Origin of the sequence: Pseudomonas sp. BN102 (genome assembly GCF_029871245.1) — a bacterium.
Taxonomy (GTDB): domain Bacteria; phylum Pseudomonadota; class Gammaproteobacteria; order Pseudomonadales; family Pseudomonadaceae; genus Metapseudomonas.
This window is the reverse complement of sequence record NZ_SSON01000038.1, coordinates 13650-35384: the sequence shown is the minus strand read 5'-3', so window position 1 is coordinate 35384 and position 21735 is coordinate 13650. Positions and strand designations below refer to the sequence as shown.

Below are 21735 nucleotides of genomic sequence, written 5' to 3'. Positions count from 1 at the left end.
CGTCAGCCTCGAGACTTTATTATGTTCGATGCCACTGCCCCCGGCCTGATGTTCCGCAGCCTGGCCGCAGCCTCCGCCCTCACCCTGCTCTCCTCGTGTGCCGACGCTCCGGCGCAGAAACCCGCCGCCGCTCCCCAGGTCAGCCAACCCGCCGCCAAGGCGCCCGCAGCCCCTGCCATGGCCCAGGTGGTGATGCCGACCATCAGCTTCAGTGCCTGGCGCGACGGCTTCCGCCGCGAAGCCCTGGCCAGCGGCATCGACGCCGCCGCCTTTGACCGCGCCTTCGCTGGCGTCACCCCTGATCCCAGCGTGATCACCGCTGACCGCAGCCAGCCCGAGTTCACCCGGCCGGTCTGGGAATACCTGGAAGGCGCCATTTCGCCCTATCGGGTGCGCAAGGGCCAGGCCTTGCTGGCCGAGCATGCGGCGTCACTCGACGGTATCGAGCAGCGTTTCGGCGTGGACCGCGAAACCCTCGTGGCCATCTGGGGCATGGAAAGCAGCTTCGGCCAGTTCATGGGCGACAAGTCGGTGATCCGCTCCCTGGCCACCCTGGCCTATGAAGGCCGCCGCCCGGCCTTCGCCCATGCGCAGTTGCTGGCCGCCCTGGAGATCATCCAGCACGGCGATATCCAGCCCTCCGGCATGCTCGGCTCCTGGGCCGGCGCCATGGGCCAGACCCAGTTCATCCCCACCACCTACAACAGCCACGCGGTGGACTTCGACGGCGACGGTCGACGCGATATCTGGAACTCCTCGGCCGACGCCCTGGCCTCCGCCGCGCACTACCTGCAGGCCTCCGGCTGGCGCAAGGGCCAACCTGCGGCGCTGCAGGTGCAACTGCCCCAGGGCTTCGACTACGCGCAAGCCGACGCCGACATCCGCAAGCCTGTGGGGCAATGGCAGGCGATGGGCGTGCAGACCGGCCCGCAGGCCTCCGGTCTCGCCGGCGAATCCGCCTACCTGCTGCTGCCCGCCGGCCATCGCGGTCCGGCCTTCCTGGTGCTGGACAACTTCCGCGCCATCCTCAAGTACAACAACTCCTCGTCCTACGCCCTGGCCGTCAGCCTGCTGGGCGAGCGCTTCGATGGCCGCGGCGAACTCGTCGGCAGCTGGCCCCGCGACGAGCGCCCGTTGAGCCGCAGCGAGCGCGTCGAATTGCAGGAATCCCTGGCTGCCGCCGGCTACTCGCCAGGAGCGGCGGACGGCATCATCGGCGCCAACACCCGCAAGGCGATCCGTGGCTACCAACAGAGCCAGGGCTGGCCGGCTGACGGCTTCCCGACCCAGAAGCTGCTGGAGAGCCTGCAACAGCGCTAGCGCCTGCGGGCCACGAATGCTCCGTACGCGCCGGGTGCCTGGAACGTCGCCCAGCCCGCTTTGCGGCCGGCCCAGGCCCCCGCTGCCAGCTGGAGCAGAGACCTTTTGTGATACACTGCGCCACCCTCCCGTGCCCCTGCGGCAGCCCACGAAGCCTCTAGCGGAGCCCAGATTTCCGATGTCCGATACAGACTCGTCCAAACCCGTCGCCAGCGGCGAAAAGTTCCGTACTGCTCAGGGCATCACCGCGATCAAGGATGGCCAGAAGCGCCGCGCCTCGGCCGAACCCCAGGTATTCGAACCCAAGCCCAAGTGGCTGCGGGTGAAGGCACCGGGCGGCAGCCGCTTCGATGCGGTCAAGCGCAATGTCGGCGAACATCGCCTGAGCACCGTATGCCAGGAATCACACTGTCCGAACATGGGCGAGTGCTGGTCCAACGGCACCGCCACCATCATGCTGATGGGCTCGGTGTGCACCCGTGCCTGCCGCTTCTGCGCCGTGGACACCGGTAATCCCAACGGCTGGCTGGACCAGGAAGAGCCGCAGAACACCGCCAAGTCGGTCGAGCTGATGGCGTTGCGCTATATCGTGCTGACCTCGGTGGATCGCGATGACCTGGACGACGGCGGCGCCAGCCACTACGCCGCCTGCGTGCGCGCCATCAAGGAGCGCACGCCACAGGTGGTGGTGGAGGCCCTAACCCCGGACTTCAATGGCGACCATCAGGCCATCGAGCGGGTGGTGGATTCCGGCCTGGAGGTGTTCGCGCAGAACGTCGAGACGGTCAAGCGCCTGACCCATGTGGTGCGCGACCCGCGCGCCGGCTACGAGAAGACCCTGCGCGTGCTGGAGCATGCCAAGCGCCACCGCCCGAACGTGCTGACCAAGACCAGCCTGATGCTGGGGCTGGGCGAAACTGACGAGGAAGTCATCGAAACCATGGACGACCTGCGCGCCATAGGCGTCGACATCCTCACCCTCGGCCAATACCTGCAGCCCACCCGTAACCACCTGACGGTCAAGCGCTGGGTCAGCCCGGAGGAATTCAACCGCTTCCGCGATATCGGCCTGCAGAAGGGCTTCATGGAAGTCGCAGCCGGCCCGCTGGTGCGTTCCAGCTACAGGGCCGACCGGGTGTTCGAGAAGAACAACCTGGGCCTGGCGGCGCCGGTGCCGGTACCGGGCCAGCCCCTCGACACGAGCATTATTCCGGCACTCAACCTGAACTGATCGGAAACTGCACGGCCCACTCCAGGCAACGTGCCTGGGGTACGCCGTGCGTGCAGTGTCTTTCAGGCTATGTGTGCGTTAAGTGTTGGGATGTGGCGCAGAGGCCCGTAAGGTGGGCTTCAGCCCAGCATTGCAGGTCAGCGTGGGCTATAGATCTCCGCCCGGCCTTCACTACAAGGCCCCGATCCCTGACCGAAACCTCTTGGCAACAGCTAACAGGGGCATAGCCTTCGAAACGGAATGCGAGCCAGGGCGTCCTGCCCCGTCGCCTATCGGGCGTAGCCCAGCCGCTGGCGCAGAGCCTGCTCCAGGCGCTGCGCAACCTCATCGAGCTGCGGTGGCGTCTCGAGCAGGTCCTTGAGCTGCACCATCTTCAACCCGGCGTAGCCGCAGGGATTGATCCGCCAGAAGGGCGACATGTCCATATCCACGTTGAGCGCCAGGCCGTGGAATGAACAGCCCCGGCTGACCCGCAGTCCCAGCGAGGCGATCTTGTCGCCTTCGACATAGACGCCGGGAGCATCCGCCTTGGGCGCCGCCTCGACGCCATAGGCAGCCAGCACATCAACCAGGCTCTGCTCCATGGCCGTGACCAGTTCGCGCACGCCCAATCCCAGGCGGCGCAGGTCCAGCATCAGATAGGCCACCAATTGGCCAGGGCCATGGTAGGTGACCTGACCGCCGCGCTCGACCTGGATCACCGGGATGTCTCCCGGTGCCAGCAAATGCTCGGCCTTGCCGGCCTGGCCCTGGGTGAACACCTGAGGATGCTGCAGCAGCCAGATTTCGTCGGGCGTCCGTTCGTCGCGCTCGACGGTCAGGCGGCGCATCGCCTCCAGGGTCGGCAGGTAGTCCACCAGCCCCAGATGACGCACGATGAGTTCGGCAGGTGCCACTAAAGCACCATGTGCACGCGGCCGGTGGCCCGCAGGTCGACATGGATGGATTGCAGCTGCTCGACACTGGTGGCGGTGATCAACACCTGCACCGAGAGGAAGCGGCCGTTGCGGCTGTCGCGCACCACCAGGGTGGCGGCGTCGAGGTCGGGCGCGTGGCGCCGGATGATCTCGATCACCAGGTCGGCGAAGCCTTCACCGGAATCGCCAATCACCTTGATGGGGTAGCGCTCGCAGGGGAACTCGATTTTCGGGGGTTGTACGTCAGGGGTATCGGTCATGGCAGCAGCGGACTCGTGATCCGAGATGCGGACGCCCCGTGCCCGGAGAGGGCGCGAGGCGTCGGCTCAGTAGGTCAGTTGAACAGGCCGAAGAAGAACAGGCGAATGCTATCCCACAGGCGGCGGAAGAAGCCACCTTCCTCGACGGTTTCCAGGGCGATCAGGTCGGCACTGTGGACAACCTGGTCTTCCATCTTGACCTCGACCTTGCCGATCACGTCGCCTTTGTTGATCGGGGCGATCAGCTGCGGGTTGAGGGTCATGCTGGCCTGCAGTTTCTTCGCCTGGCCCTTGGGCAGGGTCATGGTCAGGTCCTGGGCCAGACCGGCCTTGGCTTCACGGGTCGCGCCCTTCCACACCTGGGCTTTGGCCAGCTCGGCGCCCTTCTGGTAGAAGGTCTGGGTTTCGAAGAAGCGGAAGCCGTAGGTCAGCAGCTTCTGGGTCTCGGCGGCGCGAGCCTGCTCGCTGTTGGTGCCGAAGACCACGGCGATCAGGCGCATGTTGTCGCGCACGGCGGACGCCACCAGGCAGTAGCCGGCTTCGTCGGTGTGGCCGGTCTTCAGGCCGTCGACGGTCTTGTCGCGCCACAGCAGCAGGTTGCGGTTGGGCTGCTTGATGTTGTTCCAGAAGAACTCTTTCTGCGAGTAGATGGCGTAGTGGGCCGGGTCCTCGTAGATGATGCCGCGTGCCAGGCGAGCCATGTCATGGGCGCTGGAGTAATGCTCCGGGTCCGGCAGGCCGGTGGCGTTCATGAAGTGGCTGTTGGTCATGCCGAGTTTCTCGGCAGTGGTGTTCATCATGTCGGCGAAGGCATCTTCGCTGCCGGCGATGTGCTCGGCCACGGCCACGCTGGCGTCGTTGCCCGACTGGATGATGATGCCGTGCAGCAGGTCGCTCATGGTCACCTGGGTGTTGACCTGGACGAACATGCGCGAACCGCCGGTACGCCAGGCGTGCTCGCTGATGGTCACAGGGTCGCTCTCGCCGACCTGGCCCTTGCGGATCTCCAGGGTGGCAATGTAGGCGGTCATCAGCTTGGTCAGGCTGGCCGGGGGCAGGCGCTGGTCGCCGTTGTTCTCGACCAGGACCTGGCCGCTCTGGGCGTCCATCAGTACATAGGCCTTGGCGGCCAGTTGCGGCGGCGACGGGACGATCTGCTGGGCCGCCATGGAGGCCGGCGCGACGATGAGCAGGGCTGCGGGCAGTAGTAGGCGTTTGGCGAAGCTGAAGATGTTCATCCGTCTCTCTGAAAAGTAGCTAATGGTCTAACAGGCCCTTGCGGGCAAATTCAAGGAAACCGTCAATCCGGTTTCACCAGGGTTGGCTGCCCGAGTTTGGCCAGGCGCACCGAGTCCTGCAATTGCTGGGCCTCACCCTGAGTTCCGATCGGCCCCAGGCGTACCCGGTGCAGTATCTGTTGGTTGCGCACGACCGAGCTGATGAAGACCGGCGCACTCACCGTCCCGCTCAGCTTGGCCTTGAGAAGTTCCGCAGCGTCCGGATTGGCGAAGGCGCCCACTTGGAGATACAGGCCAGAAGCTGCGAGTGAATCGTTTTTTTTTGCGTCGATCTGCACGGGCAGGACGGCGGCGGCGTGCTGCTGCGGTGGCGGGCTGTACTGTTCGATCGGCGCGCTGGCGACCTGCTGCACGGCCGGTTTCGGCTGGGGCTTGGCTGCCATCTGCGGCTGCGCCAGCACCATCGGCACCGGACGGCCCTGGGCGGCCCACCATTGCTGCGGGTCGATGCCTTCCACCTTGACGCGCGCAGTGCCCGACTCGGCATAGCCGAGCTTCTTCGCCGCGGCGAAGGAGAGGTCAATGATGCGGTCGGAGTAGAAGGGGCCACGGTCATTGACCCGCAGGATCACACTGCGGCCGTTGTCCAGGTTGGTCACCCGGACATAGCTCGGCAGCGGCAGGGTCTTGTGTGCGGCGGTCATGCCGTAGAGGTCGTAGGCCTCGCCGTTGGCGGTAGCCTGGCCATGGAACTTGGTGCCGTACCAGGACGCGGTTCCGGTCGCCTGGTAACGACGCGCGTCGTTCATCGGGTAGTAGGTCTGGCCCAGCACGGTATAGGGATTGGCCTTGACCGCGCCGTAGTGCGGCATGGGCACGGCGTCGGGAATGCGCGAGACGTCGACGTCCCACCAGGGGGCGCCGTCCTTGTGCGGACGCGAATAATCGCCGGGACCGGAGATCGGCCCGCCAGGCTGAACTGGCTCAGGCGCGCGGCTGCTCGAGCAACTGGCCAGTAACAATGCTACGGCGCCGTAAACGGCGACTCTTATCGGTAGTGGCATCGGTTAACGCCCGCCCCTTGCGTTGACCAGCAATTCAGATAGCTGATGCACGGACATGGCGTACATCACGCTGCGATTGTAGCGGGTAATGACGTAGAAGTTCGGCAATCCCATCCAGTACTCCGCTCCCGCGTCACCCTCCAGCTTGAAAGCCGTGACCGGCACATCATCGCGCAGTGCCTCGGAGCTTGCCCAGCCCAGCGCCCTAAGATCGCCGACGTTCTTCACCGGGTCCAGCCCCTGGGTCAACCCTTCGTCGACTCGTTCGCCGCGCACCTGGGCGTGGCTGACCACCAGGCCGCCGGCCACCCAGCCGTGACGTTTGAAATAGCTGGCGACACTGCCGATGGCGTCCACCGGGTTGCTCCAGATGTCGATATGGCCGTCGCCGTCGAAATCCACGGCGAAGGAGCGGAAGCTGCTCGGCATGAACTGCGGCAGGCCCATGGCGCCGGCGTAGGAACCCTTGAGTACCAGCGGGTCGACCTGCTCTTCGCGGGCCAGCAGGAGGAATTCCTTGAGCTGCTTGCGGAAGAAGTCGGCGCGCGGCGGGTAGTCGAAGCCCAGGGTCGAGAGGGCGTCGATGACGCGGAAGTTGCCGGTATTGCCGCCGTAGAAGGTCTCGACGCCGATGATCGCCACTATCACCTGGGCCGGCACGCCGTATTCTTTCTCGGCGCGGGCCAGGGCGTCGGCATGCTGGTTCCAGAAGTTCACGCCTTTCTGGATGCGCGCCGGCGTGATGAAGATCGGGCGGTATTCCTTCCACGTCTTGACCCGCTCCGCGGGCCGGGAGATGGCATCGAGGATCGACTGCTTGCGCTCCACTTCACGGAACAGGTCCACCAGCTGCTCACCGGCGAAACCGTAGTCGCGGGTCATCTCGGCGACGAACTCGGCGACCTGGGGCGACCCCTCGTAATCCCCGGAAAATGCCGGTACGGCTGCCCCCAGCAGGCCGACCAGGGCCGCTCCGGTGGCCGCCAGCTGCATCCACTTGCGCAGTGCTTTCAAATCATTCACTCGTTTCAAACCTGGGCAATCCATTTGCGATGGGTATGGATAGCCATCAAAACCCCAAACCCAGACAGCAGCGTCACCAAGTGGGTTCCGCCGTAGCTAATGAAGGGCAGGGGCACCCCCACGACCGGCAGCAGTCCGCTGACCATGCCGATGTTGACGAACACGTAGACGAAGAAGGTCATGGTCAAGCTGCCCGCCAGCAGCTTGCCGAACAGGGTCTGGGCCTGGGCGGTGATCACCAGCCCGCGGCCGATCAGCAGCAGGTAGACCAGCAGCAGCAGGCAGACGCCGACGAGGCCGAACTCTTCGCTGAGGACGGCAATGATAAAGTCCGTGTGGCTTTCGGGCAAAAAATCCAGGTGCGACTGAGTGCCCAGCAGCCAGCCCTTGCCGAATACCCCGCCCGAGCCGATGGCGGCCTTGGACTGGATGATGTTCCAGCCGGTGCCCAGCGGGTCACTCTCCGGGTCGAGGAAGGTCAGCACCCGCTGCTTCTGGTAGTCGTGCAGGACGAAGTACCACATGGCCACCGCCACCGGCACCACCGCAGTCGCCACGCCGAGGATCCAGCGCCACTGCAGGCCGGCCATGAAGAGGACGAAGGCGCCCGAGGCGAGGATCAGCATCGCGGTGCCGAGGTCGGGCTGCTTGAGGATCAGCACGAAGGGCACCACGATCAGTACCAGGCTGATGACGAGGTGCTTGAGCTTGGGCGGCAGGTTGTGCCGCGACAGGTACCAGGCGATGGTCGCCGGCATGATGATCTTCATGAATTCCGAGGGCTGGAAGCGGATCACCCCCGGAATATTGATCCAGCGGGTGGCGCCCATGGCCGTGTGCCCCATGATCTCCACCACCATCAGCAGGCTCACGCCCACCACGTAGCCGAGCGGCACCCAGCGCGCCATGAAACGCGGCTCGAACTGGGCGATGACGATCATCGCGCCCAGGCCGAGGCCGAAGGAGGAGGCCTGCTTCACCAGCAGATCCCAGTGCTTGCCACTGGCCGAATAGAGGACGAACAGGCTACCGGCCGCCAGCAGCAGCAGGATCAGCAGCAGCCAGCCGTCAATGTGCATGCGCTGCAACAGCGTGGCGCGGCGCTTGAGCACGTCCTCCTGGGAGATGGTGCGGTCGAAATTGCTGTTCATCGGTTGGCGCTCTGCTGGTTCGCCAGCGGCTGGGGCGGGCGGAACTCGGGTTTCAACTGGCCATCCTCGCCGAGCAGCCACGCGTCCATCACCTGCTTGACCACCGGGGCGGCGACGCCCGAGCCTGATTCGCCATTCTCCACCATCACCGCGACGGCGATCTTCGGATCGTCGGCGGGGGCGAAGGCGACGAACAGGGCGTGGTCGCGGTGCCGCTCCTGGAGCTTGTTACGGTCGTACTTCTCGCCCTGCTTGATGGCCACCACCTGGGCGGTACCGCTCTTGCCGGCGATGCGATAGACGGAATTGGCCCCGACCTTGTGCGCCGTGCCGCGGGCGCCGTGGACGACCTGTTCCATGCCGATGCGGCCGGCGTCCCAGAACGACGGGTCGCGCAGGACGACGTCCGGCATCGGATTGGGGTCTTCCGGTGGCTGGCCCTCGATGGTCTTGGCCAGGTGCGGGCGAATCCACTTGCCGCGATTGGCCATAAGCGCCACCGCCTGGGCCAGCTGCAGCGGCGTGGCCTGCATATAGCCCTGGCCAATGCCGAGGATCAGGGTTTCCCCCGGATACCAGGCCTGGCGGTAACGTGCGCGCTTCCACTCGCGGGACGGCATCAGGCCGGAGGACTCCTCGAACATGTCCAGCGCCACGCGCTGGCCGAAGCCGAAGCGGCTCATGTAGTCGTGCATCCGATCTATGCCCATCTTGTGCGCAAGATCGTAGAAGTAGGTGTCATTTGACCGCATGATCGCGGTTTCCATATTCACCCAGCCGTCACCGGAACGGTTCCAGTTGCGGTATTTGTGGTCGTAGTTCGGCAACTGGTAGAAGCCCGGGTCGAAGACTCGCGAGGCCGGGGTCACCACGCCGGCATCCAGGCCAGACACCGCCACCATCGGCTTGATGGTCGAGCCCGGTGGATAGAGGCCGCGCAGGACGCGGTTGTACAGCGGCCGGTCGATGGAGTCGCGCAGTTCGGCATAGGCCTTGAAGCTGATGCCGGTGACGAAGGGATTGGGGTCGAAGCTCGGCTGACTGACCATCGCCAGCACGTCGCCGCTGGACGGCTCGATGGCGACGATGGCGCCACGGCGGCCGCCCAGGGCCTGCTCGGCCGCTTCCTGCAGGCGCACGTCGAGGGTCAGCACCAGGTCCTTGCCGGGTTTCGGATCGGTGCGCTTGAGCACACGCAATACGCGCCCCCGGGCGTTGGTCTCGACTTCCTCGTAGCCCACCTCGCCGTGCAACTGGTCTTCGTAGAAGCGCTCGATGCCGGTCTTGCCGATGTGGTGGGTGCCGCTGTAGTTAACCGGGTCGAGCTGCTTGAGCTCCTTCTCGTTGATCCGTCCGACATAGCCCACCGAATGGGCGAAATGCGCACCCTGCGGGTAGTGCCGCACCAGTTGCGCCACCACCTCCACACCGGGCAGGCGGAACTGGTTCACCGCCACGCGGGCGATCTGCTCCTCGGTCAGCTCGAAGAGGATGGGCACCGGCTCGAAGGGGCGGCGCCCCTGCCGCATGCGCTTCTCGAACAGCGCACGGTCATCCGCGGTCAACTGCAGCACCTCGACTATCACGTCGAGGGTCTGCTGCCAGTCGCCAGCCCGCTCGCGGGTGACGCTGAGGCTGAAGCTGGGCCGGTTGTCGGCCACCAGCACGCCGCTGCGGTCGAAGATCAGCCCGCGGGTGGGCGGGATCGGCTGCACATGGACGCGATTGTTCTCGGACAGGGTCGAGTGGTACTCGTACTGGATCACCTGCAGGTAATAAAGGCGGGCGATCAGCACGCAAGTCAGCAGCAATACCGCCACCGCGCCCACGATCACGCGTTGGCGCACCAGGCGAGCGTCCTTTTCGTGGTCTTTCAGGCGGATCGGTTGCGGCATGGACAAGGCTTACTTGTGATAGGGGTGGCCGGACAGCACGGTCCAGGCGCGGTAGATCTGCTCGCCGACGAGGATGCGTACCAGCGGGTGAGGCAACGTCAGCGGTGACAGCGACCAGCGCTGCTCGCTGCGGGCGCAGACCTCAGGCGCCAGCCCCTCGGGGCCGCCGACCATGAGATTGACGGTGCGCGCATCCAGACGCCAGCGGTCCAGTTCGGCCGCCAACTGCTCGGTGCTCCAGGGCCGACCTTGGACTTCCAGGGTGACGACGCGTTCTCCCGGCTGCACCTTGGCCAGCATGGCCTCGCCCTCCTGGCGGATCATCCTGGCGACGTCAGCATTCTTGCCGCGCGTGGTCAGGGGAATCTCCACCAGCTCCAGACTGAGCTCGGATGGCAGGCGCTTGACGTATTCCCGCCAGCCCTCCTCCACCCAGCCCGGCATGCGCGAACCAACAGCGATAAGACGTAGACGCAAGGGACGCCTCGCTTACTCGTGGCTGTGGTGCGCGCGGCTCTGCTCGGCGCCTTGCCAGAGGCGCTCCAGGTCGTAGAACTGGCGAGTGGCCACCTGCATCACGTGCACCACCACATCACCCAGGTCCAGCAGGGCCCATTCACCGCTATCCAGGCCTTCGCTGCCCAGCGGACGTACGCCCTTTTCCTTGACCTTCTCCAGCACGCTCTCGGCCAGGGATTTGACATGACGGCCGGAGGTGCCGCTGGCGATCACCATGAAATCGGTGATGCTGGTCTTGCCGCGCACGTCGATGGTGGTGATGTCCTGACCTTTCAGGTCTTCCAGGGCCGCGATGGCGACCTGGACGAGTTCTTCGTTTTGCATCGGGTTCAACTACCTCAGTGAATCAATTCGGCGCACGGTACAGGTCGTGCGCATGGATGTAGGCCAATACCGCGTCAGGCACGAGGAAGCGCACCGAGCGCCCCTCCCCCAGCAATTGGCGGATCTGGGTGGCGGAAATCGCCAGGGGCGTCTGCCAGACGAAGGCGATCTGTCCGGCCGGCCCCTGCAGGGAATGCGGATCGGCCGCGGTGCGCGCAGCCAGCAGGTTGCGCAGGTTTTCGGGGGCTTCGCTGTCGGCATCCGGCCGTTGCAGGACCAGGATGTGGCAGTGGTCGAGCAGCTCGCTCCAGCGGTGCCAGCTCGGCAGACCGCAGAAGGCATCCCAGCCCACCAGCAGGAACAGCTGGTCCTCGGCGGCCAGTTCGGCGCGCAGGGACTCCAGCGTCTCTATGGTCCAGGACGGCCGCTCACGCTTGAACTCGCGATCGTCGACGCAAAGCGGCGCGACGCCAGCCACCGCCAGTTGCACCATCTCCAGCCGCTGGGCCGCCGACACCTGCGGGGTCTCGCGGTGCGGCGGGCGCGCACTGGGAATCAGGCGCAGTTCGTCGAAACCGAACTGCTCGGCCACTTCCAGGGCACCCCGCAGGTGACCTATGTGCACGGGATCGAAGGTGCCGCCAAAGAGGCCGATGCGCTTGCCCATCAGGTGCGTACGTGGCCGTCGCCGAAGACCACGTACTTCTCGCTGGTCAGGCCTTCCAGGCCGACCGGGCCGCGGGCGTGCAGCTTGTCGGTGGAAATGCCGATCTCCGCCCCCAGACCGTACTCGAAACCATCGGCGAATCGGGTGGAGGCATTGACCATCACCGAAGCGGAATCCACTTCGGTGAGGAAGCGCCGGGCGTCACTGAAGTTCTCAGTGATGATGGCGTCGGTGTGCTGCGAGCCGTAGGTATTGATGTGCTCGATGGCCTGTTCCAGCCCATCGACGACGCGAATCGAGAGGATCGGCGCGTTGTACTCGGTGCGCCAGTCTTCCTCGGTCGCTTCCAGCACGTCACTGCCCAGCAGCGCGCGTGTCGCCTCGTCGCCACGCAGTTCCACGCCCTTGTCGCGGTAGATGGCGGCCAGCGGCGGCAGTACGCGCTCGGCGATGCCGGCGTGCACCAGCAGGGTTTCCATGGTGTTGCACGGCGCGTAGCGCTGGGTCTTGGCGTTGTCGGCCACGCGAATCGCCTTGTCCAGGTCGGCGGCTATGTCGATGTAGACATGGCAGATGCCGTCCAGGTGCTTGATCACCGGCACCTTGGCCTCGCGGCTGATGCGCTCGATCAGGCCCTTGCCGCCGCGCGGGACAATCACATCGACGTACTCGGGCATGCTGATCAGCGCGCCGACAGCGGCGCGATCGGTGGTCTCGACCACCTGCACCAACTCCGCCGGCAGGCCGGCCTCGGCCAGGCCCTTCTGGATGCACTCGGCGATGGCCTGGTTGGAATGGATCGCCTCGGAACCGCCGCGCAGGATGGTGGCATTGCCGGACTTCAGGCAGAGGCTGGCTGCATCGATGGTCACGTTCGGCCGCGACTCGTAGATGATGCCGATCACGCCGAGCGGCACACGCATCTTGCCGACCTGGATGCCGGACGGCAGATAGCGCATGTCACGGATCTCGCCGATGGGGTCCGGCAGAGTGGCGACCTGGCGCAGGCCCTCGATCATTTCGTCGATGCGTGCCGGAGTCAGGGCCAGGCGGTCGAGCATGGCTGGCTCCAGGCCATTGGCGAGGCCATTGGCCAGGTCCTGCTCGTTGGCGGAGGCCAGCTCGGCACGAGCGGCATCCAGGGCATCGGCGGCAGCCAGCAGGGCGTGATTCTTCTGCACGGTGCTGGCACGGGCGGCCACGCGGGAGGCAGCGCGAGCGGCGCGACCCAGGCGGGTCATGTAATCGAGAACGGACTCAGTCATGGTCTCGCGATTCTGGCGGTCAAGGGAAAGCGACAGATTATAGCGACCGCGCTCGCCCGCGCCCAGCGGCGTCTGGCGGATGGTAGACAGACCATTCCAGGGGCTCCCGTGGGTAACGGCGCAAACCGGGCTCCTGGCGGGCTGCGCCCGGGACGGTGACACCCGGCGGCGGCGCCCGCCCGAAGGTTGGGTAAACAAAACCGCTCCTGCTGTTTACCTTCAAAGCGCAGTCGCCGCAGAAGAACAAGATAGCGCCCCGGCGCCGGAGAACCCGCCATGCGTTACCAGACCGACTTCAGCCCGCAACACCTGGCTGACGCGCCCCGCGTCGTCCGGCTCGGCCCCTGGACCTTGCAGTACCAGGCTTTCTCCCGGCACGCCGAGGACGGCCGCGAACCCGTGCTGATGCTCGGCGGCGCCTTCCAGAGCTTCCGCTCTTTCGGCACCGAGGTGCAGGAACTGCTGCCCCGGCACCCGGTGATCCTCCTCGACCTGCCGAGCCAGGGCGGCAACCTGCAGTTGGCGCCGGAATTGTCCCTGGGGCAGCTGTCCGACCTGATCGCCGCCTTTGCCGAAGAGCTCCAGCTGCCGCCGCTGATGCCCATCGGCCTGTCCTACGGATCGGCCCTGGCGGCGCTGTTCGCCGTGCGCCACCCGGCGCGTTGCGCCCGGCTGCTGCTCGCCGGCATCACCGCCTTCGGCCGCCCCGGCGCCCGACGCATGCTGGAGGAAGGCCTGGACCTGCTGGCCGAAGGCCAGACCCCACGCTTCGCCCAGGGCGCCCTGACCGGGCTGATCAACCCCCTGCGCCTGGAAGAGACCGGCATCTCGCTGGTGTTCCGCAAGGCACTTTTGCGGCAGATGCAGCGGCTTTCCCCGCAGGAAATCGAACGTTACCAGCAGAACAGCCGCCGCCTGCTGGACTTCCCCGGCTTCGACCGGCACCCGGCGTGCCCGACCCTGGTCCTGGCCGGCGAGTACGACCATTTCACCCAACCCTGGGAACACGCCGGCTTCGCCGCTGCCTGTGCCGATGCCGACTGCGCCCTGATCCACAACGGCGACCACCTGGCCCAGTTCGAGCAGCGCGAGGCCTGCGCCAGCTTCTACCGGCCCTTCCTCCTGGGTAACGCCCTGCCCCTGGCCAGCCCCGGCGCCACTCGCCTGGCGCGCAACCGCCTCGACCGCCTGGAACGGCGCCAGGAGCCCAGGGTGGCGCCGCTGAACCGGCGCGGCCGATTGCTCCATACCGAAGCCGGCGAATGGCCGGTGGAGGTCAGCGAACTGGGTTTCTTCGGCGGCCTGGTGCAAGGCAACCTGCCCGCGACCCTGCCGGACCGGGGCTGGCGCCTGCAGGCCGGCGACCTGCCGGCGCTGGACCTGCTGCCCCTGCGCCGCGAGGGCGACAGCCTGGCGCTGGTGTTCCCCCACACCGAAGCCACGGCGAGCGACGCGTTGGCCGCCGAGGTGGGGCAGACGGAAACCCGCGCGGCGTCCTGCGCCTAAGTCCACGACGGGTGAAGCCAAACCGGAATTGACCCGCGCGCTTCGTAGGTTGGTGCTGAGCCTGCGAAGCCCGACAATGGCGAGCCACGAGATTGGGTCGTTGGGCTTCGCGGAGCTCAGCCCAACCTACGGGACTTCAGACCCGAGCCTCCACCACCCGCACCAGCCCCGGCCAGGCCTCGACCTGGCCCGTGCCGAGTTCCTTCGGGCCATGCACCCGCACCTCGCGGAAGCCGCAATCGCCGAAGCCCTCGGCTATCTCCCGGTCGTTGCGGTAGTGCAGGTAGTAGCGGCCTCGGGTCAGCCGGCCGACCAGGTCGATCCCCCAGCGCAACTGGCGGTAACGCGGATGCTCCTGCAGGTCGGGGTAGAGGTCGGTGAGGTAGGTGGCGCTGGGGAACCGGCGCATCTGCGCCGCCAGCCGGCTCCAGAAGGCCTCGATCACCGGTAGCGCGAAGTAGTTCACCAGGCCCTCGGTGATCACCAGCAGCGGCGCCTCGCGATCCAGTCCGGCGAACAGCGCCTGCAGATCGTTGGCCCCCTGCTGCGCGAGGATATCCACAGGGTGAACCTGGTGCCGCGTATCCAGCCAGCCCTCCTCGTGCAGCAGCAGGCGCTTGCGCGCAGCCATGGGCGGCAGGTCCGCCTCCAGGTAGCGCAACTCCGGATAGCGGGCACAGAAGCGCCGGCCACGGGGCGACAGCCCGCAGGCGATCTCCACCACCTGGCACACACCGCGTTGCTGGATGGCCTCGTGCAACCGGGCATCGATAAGGAGGTGGCGCTGCAGCAGGAGGCGTTCGAGATCCAGCCCGAACGCCACCCGTGCGCCCCAGCTGACCGGCGCCAGCACGCCATAGGCGAGGCGGCCGAACGGCGTGACGAAGGGTGCCTCGGCCAACCGGTGGCGATACCAGATGTAACCGGTGTAATGCGCGCTGGGAGTGATATGGGCGCTGTCGAGGCGAGCGGTTCGGGACATGGCGACGGGCTCTTGTTATTTTGCGTGACGTTTCCGACGCCGTACTTCAGCTTCGGCTCAGCATGGCTTCCGTATAATCGCCAGCCTATTCCCAGCCGGAACCCTGCGACAGCCCCATGTCCCTCGATCCCATCCTTAGTTTGCCCTGGCCCGGCGCCCGCCCGCTGGCGGACGAATTCTTCGACCGCGATGCCCAGCAGGTAGCCCGCGAACTGCTGGGCAAGGTCATCCGCCACCGCGTCGACGGCCGCTGGCTGGCCGCGCGCATCATCGAGACCGAGGCCTACTACCTGGTGGACAAGGGCAGCCATGCCTCCCTCGGCTACACCCAAAAGCGCCGGGCGCTGTTCCTCGATGGCGGGCACATCTATATGTATTACGCCCGAGGCGGGGACTCGCTGAACTTCAGCGCCCACGGCGCTGGCAACGCGGTGCTGATCAAGTCGGGCCATCCCTGGGTGGATGCCATATCCCCCGCCGACGCCCTGGCGGCCATGCAGCGCAACAATCCGGACGCCCAGGGCCAGCCGCGCCCGGCCGGGCGCCTCTGCGCCGGGCAGACCCTGCTGTGCAAATCCCTGGGCCTGAAGGTGCCGGACTGGGACGGCCAGCGTTTCGACTGGCAGCGCCTGTTCGTCGAGGATGTCGGCGAACGCCCCGCTACCATCATCCAGACCGCGCGCCTGGGCATCCCCCATGGCCGTGACGAACACCTGCCCTACCGCTTCGTCGATGCCGGCTATGCCCGCCACTGCACGCGCAACCCGTTGCGCCGCGGGCAGGTCGAAGGACGCGACTACCAGCTGATCGAGGACATTCACCCATGAGCCAATGGTTCGACCAGGTCACTGCCTGGCTCAGCGCCAACCCGGAATGGCTGGGCCTGGCCATCTTCCTTATCGCCTGCATCGAATGCCTGGCCATCGCCGGCATCGTGGTGCCCGGCGTCGCCTTGCTCTTCGCCGTCGGGGTCATGGCCGGCAGCGGCGCCCTCGAGCTCTGGCAGACCCTATTGCTGGCTTACGCCGGCGGGCTGGTGGGTGACATGATCTCCTACGGCCTGGGCCGGCGCTTCCACCAGAACATCCGGCGCCTGCCGCTGCTCCGCGACCACCCGGAATGGATCAGCGGCGCGGAGAACTACTTCCAGCGCTACGGCGTCGCCAGCCTGCTGGTGGGCCGCTACATAGGACCGCTGCGCCCCATGCTGCCGATGGTGGCGGGCATGCTGGACATGCCGTTGCCGCGTTTCATCGCCGTGAGCATGCTGGCCGCCGCCGGCTGGGCGGTGGCCTACCTGGTGCCCGGCTGGGCCACTGGCGCGGCCCTGCGCCTGCCACTGCCGGAAGGCTTCTGGGGCGAAGCCGGAATGGTGATAGTCGTGATGCTGGCCATCCTCGGCCTGACCATCCACAGCACCCTGGGCGAAAAGCGCTGGGCGAATCCCATGGCCGCCTCGCTCTGCCTGGCGGGACTAGGGGCCCTGCTGCTCGGCTGGCCGCATTTGCAAGCACTCGACCAGGGCCTGATGGCGCTGGTCCAGGAACAGCGCCACATCAGCCTGGACCGGCTGATGGTGCTGGTTACCCGCCTGGGCGACTTCAATACCCAGTTCCTCGTCGGCGCCCTGCTCGGCACCCTGTTGCTGGTGGTCCGCCAATGGCGCGCCGCCTGTTTCGCCATCGGTACGCTGGTGGCCACGGCGCTGGCCAACACCGCCCTCAAGCAGCTCTATGCGCGGGCGCGGCCGGAAGTCCTCACCGAGCCGCTGTCCACCTACAGCTTTCCCAGCGGCCACAGTTCGGCGGCCTTCGCCTTTTTCCTGGTGCTGGGCATCCTCGCCGGCCGCGGCCAGCCGGGACGCCTGCGCCTGACCTGGTTGCTGCTGGCCTGCCTGCCGGCCCTGGCCATCGCTCTGTCGAGGGTCTACCTCGGCGTGCACTGGCCCACCGACATACTTGCCGGCAGCCTGTTGGCCGGCTGCATCTCCGCCGCCAGCCTGGCGCTGATGCAACGCGCGGCGCCGCTGTCGGCCATGAGCCCGCAGGTCTGGTTGCTGATTCTGCCGGCCTGCCTGGCCCTGCTCGGCGGCGTCGCCACCTGGGCGCTGCCCGAGGCCCTGGCGCGCTACAGCTATTAATGAACGAACAGAAGGAGGAGTCCCTGTTCGCCAGCAAGCTGGCTCCTGCACAGAGTGGAAGTCAGGCGATGGACTCGCCCTGCAACTGATCGAGCAACCCCTGGAGAAAAGCCAGGCGCTCGTCGGGGCTGGGCAGGGTCAGGAGGTGCAACTTCTCCTTCAGGTTGAACGGCAGCAGGTAGGCCAGCTGGTTGGCCAGGGCCTGCTGCCCGTCCACCTCACCGCCCATGCCCAGGCCCTGGACCATGGGATGTTCGGCCAGCGCATTGAGCAGTGCCGCCAAGTCGGCATGTTCGGGTCGCAGCGGCCGCTCGGGTTCATCGTGCAACCACTCCACCTCGGCCAGCGTCAGCTGGTCGCGCAGCACCTCCGCCGAATTGACATGGAAGCGCCGGCCACCCTCGACCCGAATGCCCAGCAAGCCGTTGGGCTGCTGTTGCCAGTCGCGGATCAGCGCCTCGCAGCCGACTGCGGCGAAACGGCTGGCGGCCTCGCCCACTTCCTGGCCTTCGAGGATGCAGACCACGCCGAACCCCTCGCCCTGCTTCATGCAGCGACCGAGCATGTCCAGGTAGCGCGCCTCGAAGATCTGCAGGTCCAGGGTGCAGCCCGGAAACAGCACAGTATTGAGCGGAAACAACGGCAACTTCATGCATCGACCTCAAGCAATCATCGCAACGGCGAGCGGCAGCAGCACCGCGGTGGCCACGCCCATCAGGCTCATGGCCAGGGCGGCGAAGGCGCCGCACTCCTCACCCTCCTGCAGCGCCCGTGCGGTGCCCACGGCATGGGCCGTGAGTCCCAGGGCAATGCCCTGGGCAGCCGGATGACGCACACCGCAACGGTGCAACAGCTCCGGCCCCAGTATGGCGCCGAGCACGCCCGTGATCAGCACGAATACCGCGGCCAGCGCCGCCACTCCGCCGAGCTGCTCGGCCACTAGCATGGCGATGGGCGAGGTCACCGATTTTGGCAACAACGTCATCAGCACCATGCGCTCGGTGCCGAACCACCAGCCCAACAGCGCTACCGACAGCGTAGCGAAGAGCCCGCCGAACACCAGCGTCAGCAGGGTCGGCCAGAACAGCTGGCGAATCCGCCGCAGGTTGAGGAACAGCGGCACGGCCAGGGCCACAGTGGCCGGCCCGAGGAACACCGTGAGCAATTGCGTGCTCTGGCGGTACTCCTGGTAGCTGATGCCGAAGGCCAACAGCACGCCGATCAGCAGCAACATGGACAGCAGCACCGGCTGCAGGAAGACCCAGCGGGTCTTCTCGTAAGCGGCCAGGGCCAGCTGATAGGCGCCCAGGGTGACACCGAAGCCGAACAGGGGGTGGTGCACCACCACCTGCACAGCGGCCTGCCAGTCGAGGCTCATGGCTCCTCCCGGCGTTGTGCCTGGCGATCGATGAGCTTCTGCATCAGCCAACCGCAGAAGAGGAATGCGGTCAGCAAGGACAACACCAGTGCGCCGACTATGGCCCAGAAGTCCGCCCAGATGGCCTCGGCGTACACCATCACCCCCACCGCCGGCGGCACCAGCAGCAGCGGCAGATAGCGCAACAGGCTGCTGGCGGCCAGGCTCAGCGGCTCACTCACTTCGCCACGGGCCAGCAGGTAGATGAAGAGCAGCACCAGGCCGATAATGGGCCCGGGCAGCATGGACAGGAACAGGGCGTTCAGCCCGCTACCGATCAGCTGGAACAGCACCAGCCAGGTCAGTCCGCGCAACAGCATTAAAATCTCCAGGGTGAAGGTCCGGCCGGGCGAGCCTCGGCCGGGACCGGGGCATTATAGGCCTGCCCGCCGCCACGCTATAACCCGCCATTCGCAGGGGGCATGGCGGCTTGACCTGCCCTGCCCGGCATGGTGATCTACGTCCTGCTCGCAAGACAGGGGCGCAGGCCCCCGGACCAATAAGAATTACAACACTGCATCCACGGAGGATGACGTATGGCGTTCGTACCAGTAGCGGAACTGAAGAACTACGTTGGCAAGGAACTCGGCCACTCGGATTGGGTGACCATCGATCAGCAGCGCATCAACCAGTTCGCCGAATGCACCGGCGACCACCAGTTCATCCACGTCGACCCGGAGCGCGCCAAGCAGACGCCCTTCGGCTCCACCATCGCCCACGGTTTCCTCAGTCTGTCGCTGATCCCCCAACTGATCGACGGCCTGCTGGTTCTGCCCGAAGGCGCGAAGATGGTGGTCAACTACGGCCTCGACACCGTTCGCTTCATCCAGCCGGTGAAGGTTGACTCCCGCGTACGCCTCGCAGTCAAGGTAATCGACGTCAACGAGAAAAACCCCGGCCAGTGGCTGATCAAGGCCCTCTGCACCCTGGAGATCGAAGGCCAGCAGAAACCCGCCTACATTGCCGAGTCCTTGAGCCTCTGCTTCGTCTGAGCCCAGAAACCGTCTGCCCAAAAAAGCCCGCAATAGCGGGCTTTTTTGCGCCAAACTGATGGGCAGACGCCTGGACAAGGACACCCGATGAAGCCGCTTCTGCCCCTGACCCTCGCCCTGCTGCTCACGGCCTGCGGCGAAGGGGAGCCCCTGACGCCACCGGACGCCCGTCTGCCCGATGGTTCCCGCTACCGCGGCGAATTGGTCGACGGTCTGCTGCAAGGCCCGGGTCGTCTGGACTACACCAACGGCACCTGGTTCGAAGGCCAGTTCAAGGACGGCCAACCCGAAGGCCGCGGCGAGTGGCACGGGCCCAACGGCCTGGTCTATGTCGGTGACTTCAGGGCCGGCCTGTTCCATGGCCAGGGGCTTCTCAGCTACGGCAACGGCACCACCTACGAAGGTGGCTTCGCCCACAACCAGTTCGAAGGCGAAGGTACCCTGCGCCAGGGTGGCGCCACCTACCGCGGACAGTTCCACAACGACAAGTACCACGGCTTCGGCAACCTCGAATGGCCCGACGGCAGCAACCACCAGGGCCGCTTCAACGCCGGCCAGCCGGACGGTGAAGGGGTACGCACCGACGAGGCCGGAAACCGCTTCAGCGGGCGCTTCCGCCGTGGCCAGCTGGAAGGCCAGGGCAGCTACCAGGGCGAGGACGGTTCCCACTATATCGGCGACTTCAAGAATGGCCTGTTCGACGGCAAGGGCCGCTTCACCAGCGCCGACGGTGACGTCTGGAGCGGCCCCTTCAAGGAAGGCGGCCTGGTCGGCCAGGGCGAATTCATCGGCGCCGACGGCAGCCACTACGACGGCCACTTCCGCCACGGGCGCTACCAGGGCGAGGGCAAGCTGTCCCTGGCCGACGGCAGCCGCTACCAGGGCCATTTCAATGACGGCCTCTACAGCGGCAGCGGTAGCCTGACCCGAGCCGACGGCAAGCGCGAGGCCGGCGCCTGGCAGGACGGTACGCGCATCCGCGACGAACAGGGTAAGGCCTTGCCCAACCCGCTGGAAATCGGCCTGCTGGCCCAGGGTAAGCTGCTCGACCAGGCCCTGGACGCCGTACCGGCCTCCACCTCCGCTGTGGAGCTGTATTCCCTCAGCCTGGCGGGTGACGGTCGCCAGAGCGTGTTCCTGCGCGAGGCGGACTACGTGTCGAAGCTGCTGGCCGATCGCTTCGGCGCCCACGGCCAGGTCACCCTGGTCAACCATCGCGACCACATAACCGACCGTCCGCTGGCCACCCGCGAGACCCTGTCCCGCGCCGTCCAGGCGATCGCCCGACGCAGCGGTCCCGAGGACCTGGTGTTCATCTACCTGACCAGCCACGGCTCGCCGCAGCACGAGCTGGCGCTGGAGCAACCCGGCCTGCAGCTGGGCCACTTGCCGGCCCAGGAACTGGCGGACCTGCTCGTCCCGCTCAAGGACAGGTACAAGGTGCTGGTGATCTCCGCCTGCTACTCCGGTGGTTTCATTCCACCGCTGAAGGATGAGAAGACCCTGATCATGACCGCGGCCCGCTCCGACCGCGTGTCCTTCGGCTGCTCCGAAGAGAACGACTTCACCTACTTCGGCCGCGCCCTGTTCGCCGACGCCTTCAGCGAGACCGACGATCTCGAGCGCGCCTTCGGCATCGCCAGGGAGAAAGTCGCCGAACGGGAACAGGCCGACGACTTCGAGGCATCGGAGCCGCAAATCTGGGCCCCCAAGGCCGTCACCGCCCATTGGCGCGTGCTGCGCGAGCGCCAGGCCGAACAGGCCCTGACCGCGCAAAGAGCCCAGGGCGCCGACAAAACTGCCCGCAGCCACTAAGCTGAGTCT

General features: G+C 66.4%; 22 protein-coding genes. 7 read left to right on the top strand and 15 right to left on the bottom strand.

Going from position 1 to position 21735, the window contains the following annotated elements:
- Window positions 1-21: 21 nt before the first annotated feature.
- A complete protein-coding gene (locus E8F12_RS06565; RefSeq protein ID WP_280324468.1) occupies window positions 22-1320 on the top strand; it encodes a lytic murein transglycosylase in 1299 nt (432 codons plus the stop codon).
- A gap of 178 nt (window positions 1321-1498) precedes the next feature.
- The gene (lipA, locus tag E8F12_RS06560) at window positions 1499-2551 is read left to right on the top strand and encodes a lipoyl synthase (RefSeq protein ID WP_280324467.1); all 1053 of its coding nucleotides are present in this window, start codon (window positions 1499-1501) and stop codon (window positions 2549-2551) included.
- A 269-nt stretch (window positions 2552-2820) separates the two neighbouring features.
- Here the strand turns inward: lipA and lipB are convergent, their stop codons facing one another.
- The 11 genes from lipB to E8F12_RS06505 form a co-directional block, all read right to left on the bottom strand.
- Entirely contained in the window at window positions 2821-3447 is a 627-nt protein-coding gene (gene lipB / locus E8F12_RS06555) for a lipoyl(octanoyl) transferase LipB (protein WP_280324466.1), read from the bottom strand.
- Window positions 3447-3728, bottom strand: coding sequence for a DUF493 domain-containing protein (locus E8F12_RS06550; protein WP_280324465.1), 282 nt, complete (start codon window positions 3726-3728; stop codon window positions 3447-3449). Before E8F12_RS06550 ends, lipB begins: the two co-directional genes overlap by 1 nt.
- Before the next feature lie 74 nt (window positions 3729-3802).
- A complete protein-coding gene (locus tag E8F12_RS06545; protein WP_280324464.1) occupies window positions 3803-4966 on the bottom strand; it encodes a D-alanyl-D-alanine carboxypeptidase family protein in 1164 nt (387 codons plus the stop codon).
- Between the two features lie 62 nt (window positions 4967-5028).
- Window positions 5029-6030, bottom strand: a complete 1002-nt coding sequence (locus E8F12_RS06540) for a septal ring lytic transglycosylase RlpA family protein (protein ID WP_280324463.1) — start codon at window positions 6028-6030, stop codon at window positions 5029-5031.
- A 3-nt stretch (window positions 6031-6033) separates the two neighbouring features.
- Window positions 6034-7044 (bottom strand): lytic murein transglycosylase B, encoded by a 1011-nt coding sequence (gene mltB / locus E8F12_RS06535; RefSeq protein WP_280324541.1) that lies wholly within the window; start codon window positions 7042-7044, stop codon window positions 6034-6036.
- Between the two features lie 14 nt (window positions 7045-7058).
- Entirely contained in the window at window positions 7059-8204 is a 1146-nt protein-coding gene (rodA, locus tag E8F12_RS06530; RefSeq protein WP_280324462.1) for a rod shape-determining protein RodA, read from the bottom strand.
- Window positions 8201-10099 carry a penicillin-binding protein 2 gene (gene mrdA / locus E8F12_RS06525; protein WP_280324461.1) on the bottom strand — a complete coding sequence of 633 codons (1899 nt, stop codon included), beginning with the start codon at window positions 10097-10099 and terminating at the stop codon, window positions 8201-8203. The genes rodA and mrdA overlap by 4 nt, the downstream gene beginning before the upstream one ends.
- Before the next feature lie 9 nt (window positions 10100-10108).
- Window positions 10109-10576 (bottom strand): 23S rRNA (pseudouridine(1915)-N(3))-methyltransferase RlmH, encoded by a 468-nt coding sequence (rlmH, locus tag E8F12_RS06520; RefSeq protein WP_280287189.1) that lies wholly within the window; start codon window positions 10574-10576, stop codon window positions 10109-10111.
- Window positions 10577-10588: 12 nt separating this feature from the next.
- Window positions 10589-10942, bottom strand: a complete 354-nt coding sequence (rsfS, locus tag E8F12_RS06515; RefSeq protein ID WP_280324460.1) for a ribosome silencing factor — start codon at window positions 10940-10942, stop codon at window positions 10589-10591.
- A gap of 22 nt (window positions 10943-10964) precedes the next feature.
- Entirely contained in the window at window positions 10965-11609 is a 645-nt protein-coding gene (gene nadD / locus E8F12_RS06510) for a nicotinate-nucleotide adenylyltransferase (protein ID WP_280324459.1), read from the bottom strand.
- Window positions 11609-12874, bottom strand: a complete 1266-nt coding sequence (locus E8F12_RS06505) for a glutamate-5-semialdehyde dehydrogenase (RefSeq protein WP_280324458.1) — start codon at window positions 12872-12874, stop codon at window positions 11609-11611. Before E8F12_RS06505 ends, nadD begins: the two co-directional genes overlap by 1 nt.
- A gap of 276 nt (window positions 12875-13150) precedes the next feature.
- On the opposite strand from E8F12_RS06505, the gene E8F12_RS06500 reads away from it, so the two are divergent.
- Window positions 13151-14380 carry an alpha/beta hydrolase gene (locus E8F12_RS06500; RefSeq protein WP_280324457.1) on the top strand — a complete coding sequence of 410 codons (1230 nt, stop codon included), beginning with the start codon at window positions 13151-13153 and terminating at the stop codon, window positions 14378-14380.
- A 136-nt stretch (window positions 14381-14516) separates the two neighbouring features.
- Here E8F12_RS06500 and E8F12_RS06495 read toward each other — a convergent pair whose 3' ends face one another.
- The gene (locus E8F12_RS06495) at window positions 14517-15362 is read right to left on the bottom strand and encodes a class I SAM-dependent methyltransferase (RefSeq protein ID WP_280324456.1); all 846 of its coding nucleotides are present in this window, start codon (window positions 15360-15362) and stop codon (window positions 14517-14519) included.
- Between the two features lie 116 nt (window positions 15363-15478).
- Here E8F12_RS06495 and E8F12_RS06490 point away from each other — a divergent pair, with 116 nt between their 5' ends.
- Both E8F12_RS06490 and E8F12_RS06485 read left to right on the top strand, forming a co-directional pair.
- Window positions 15479-16189, top strand: a complete 711-nt coding sequence (locus E8F12_RS06490; RefSeq protein ID WP_280324455.1) for a DNA-3-methyladenine glycosylase — start codon at window positions 15479-15481, stop codon at window positions 16187-16189.
- Window positions 16186-17502 carry a bifunctional DedA family/phosphatase PAP2 family protein gene (locus tag E8F12_RS06485; RefSeq protein ID WP_280324454.1) on the top strand — a complete coding sequence of 439 codons (1317 nt, stop codon included), beginning with the start codon at window positions 16186-16188 and terminating at the stop codon, window positions 17500-17502. Before E8F12_RS06490 ends, E8F12_RS06485 begins: the two co-directional genes overlap by 4 nt.
- 61 nt (window positions 17503-17563) lie before the next feature.
- Here the strand turns inward: E8F12_RS06485 and E8F12_RS06480 are convergent, their stop codons facing one another.
- Genes E8F12_RS06480 through E8F12_RS06470 form a run of 3 tightly spaced genes read right to left on the bottom strand, consistent with a single transcriptional unit; the run spans window position 17564 to window position 19239 of the window.
- Complete coding sequence (locus tag E8F12_RS06480; RefSeq protein WP_280324453.1) at window positions 17564-18154, bottom strand: LON peptidase substrate-binding domain-containing protein; 591 nt, start codon at window positions 18152-18154, stop codon at window positions 17564-17566.
- A 9-nt stretch (window positions 18155-18163) separates the two neighbouring features.
- Window positions 18164-18880: an LrgB family protein gene (locus tag E8F12_RS06475; protein ID WP_280324452.1), complete on the bottom strand. Its 717-nt coding sequence runs from the start codon at window positions 18878-18880 to the stop codon at window positions 18164-18166.
- Window positions 18877-19239 carry a CidA/LrgA family protein gene (locus E8F12_RS06470; protein WP_280324451.1) on the bottom strand — a complete coding sequence of 121 codons (363 nt, stop codon included), beginning with the start codon at window positions 19237-19239 and terminating at the stop codon, window positions 18877-18879. The genes E8F12_RS06475 and E8F12_RS06470 overlap by 4 nt, the downstream gene beginning before the upstream one ends.
- A gap of 216 nt (window positions 19240-19455) precedes the next feature.
- Here E8F12_RS06470 and E8F12_RS06465 point away from each other — a divergent pair, with 216 nt between their 5' ends.
- Together E8F12_RS06465 and E8F12_RS06460 are read left to right on the top strand one after the other, a co-directional pair.
- Window positions 19456-19911, top strand: coding sequence for a MaoC family dehydratase (locus tag E8F12_RS06465; protein WP_280287199.1), 456 nt, complete (start codon window positions 19456-19458; stop codon window positions 19909-19911).
- 87 nt (window positions 19912-19998) lie between these two features.
- Entirely contained in the window at window positions 19999-21726 is a 1728-nt protein-coding gene (locus tag E8F12_RS06460) for a C13 family peptidase (RefSeq protein ID WP_280324450.1), read from the top strand.
- Window positions 21727-21735 lie beyond the last annotated feature (9 nt).